The following is a 1,614-nucleotide window of genomic DNA, read 5'->3' as shown; positions in this document are numbered from 1 at the left end:
GGCCAGGGTGAGCGCGACCTCCAGCAGCATCGAGGAGCCGGAGCCGTTGTCGTTCAGGCCTGGGCCGGCGCTCACGCTGTCGAGGTGGGCGCCCATCATGACCACCTGGGCGGGGTCACCGCCCGGCCAGTCGGCGATGATGTTGGGACCGGCACCGACGGTGCAGCCGGAGGTGCAGGGCTGCTTGACCACCGAGTAGCCGGCCGCGACCAGCTTGTCGTAGACGTAGGTCACCGAGGCGGTGTAGCCCGCGGTGGTGGACCGGCGGGTGCCGCCGTTGTTGTTGGCGATCGTCTGCAGCTGCGACAGGTGGGCCTGCATGTTGGTCAGCGAGATGTCCGGTGCGGCCAGGGCTGCCGTGCTCTGGGCCGCTGCGGGGGTGTGCAGTGCCACGGCGGCGGTAGCGGCCAGGGCCAGCGCCACCAGGCCGCGCACGATGGGGTTACTTCTCAACGCCTACTCCTCGGGATACGGGGATGCGCAGCGCGCTGGGAGGGCGCGCGGAGCCGGTAGTGCCAGCCAACCTGAGAGTAGGGGGATTTGGACGACTTGTGAATAGCGTGTGTAATTCATGTGCCGAGGTTTTCGAGAGTGGAGGCCATCGGCATGTCCTGCGCTTGCGCCTGCCGGCGGCTCAAGCTCGGCGGGTGCCGCCGGCGCCGTCGACTGCCACCATCCGGAGCTCGCAGCTGTAGCGCTCGCCGTCGGCGTCGGGGAGCCACAGCTGGTCGAGGTCGGGCAACTGCTCGGTGATCCGGACGCTGCCCGCCGGGTCAGCCTCGGCGGTCCGCCGGATCAGCTTGGCGACCAGATTGACCAGTGCCAGGCTGCCGAAATCGAGCGCGGTGGGCTTGTCCTCGACCGGCACGCTGACGAAGCCCCGCTCGGGCAGGCCGTGCCGGTGACGCCAGCGTCGTGCCTGCAGGTAGCGCTCGCTCTCGTCCTTGACCAGCGCCCAGCTCGCCCCGGCCACCGGCAGCCGCCAGGACTCGCGGCTGAGCACCAGGCGGTCGATCGTCACCCTCGGCTGGTGACCCTCAGCAGCCACCGGCCCGAACGTGTTGATCACCGCACCGGACAGGAAATCACTGAGCACCTCCAGCAGGTCATAGCTCGCGCCGGTGCGGCGCGAACGCACCACCAGGCCGGCCGCCGACTCGCCCCCGTCCGACTCGTCCCCGTCCGACTGGGTCACCACCAGGTCAGCCGCCGCGAGCACGGGGGCCGGCGGCCACGCGGAATCGATTCCCTCCGACCGGGACCAGTACGTCCAGTCCGGTGAGAGCAGCGCCGAGGGCGGCGAGCCGCGGGAGGAGACGACGAGGGAGTTCTTCGGCGGGATGGCGTAGATCCTGCCCGTGGTGGCATGGTCTGCCTCCGCCCAGGACAGCAGCCGGTCAGGGCCGGGATGCTGCTGGAGGAACAGCCTGCCTTCCAGGGTGTTCACCGACATGTGCAGCTCGCCCAGCACCAGCAGGAAATCTCCGGCCGCCACCGCCTCGGGGCCGGTCGCGGCCAGCATCACGTCCGGGCTGCAATGGATCGCGGTACTCCAGATCGGCTCGCCGCTGACGGCGAAGACCTGGGCGGCACGAGCCGCGATGCCGGCGCAGC

The 1,614-nt window shown here is 70.4% G+C and carries 2 protein-coding genes; both read right to left on the bottom strand.

Going from position 1 to position 1,614, the window contains the following annotated elements; all coding sequences use genetic code 11:
* On the bottom strand, positions 1-453 hold a 453-nt coding region (locus tag VF542_RS04755), incomplete at its 3' end, for a M28 family peptidase (RefSeq protein WP_408650562.1).
* Between the two features lie 181 nt (positions 454-634).
* Positions 635-1,614: lantibiotic dehydratase (locus VF542_RS04750; RefSeq protein ID WP_408650561.1), on the bottom strand; the 980-nt coding region annotated here is incomplete at its 5' end.

The organism is Jatrophihabitans sp. (assembly GCF_036389215.1).
In the GTDB taxonomy this organism is placed as follows: domain Bacteria; phylum Actinomycetota; class Actinomycetes; order Mycobacteriales; family Jatrophihabitantaceae; genus Jatrophihabitans_A.
Note: the sequence above shows the minus strand (reverse complement) of the source record. Positions and strands in the feature narration are given on the sequence as shown.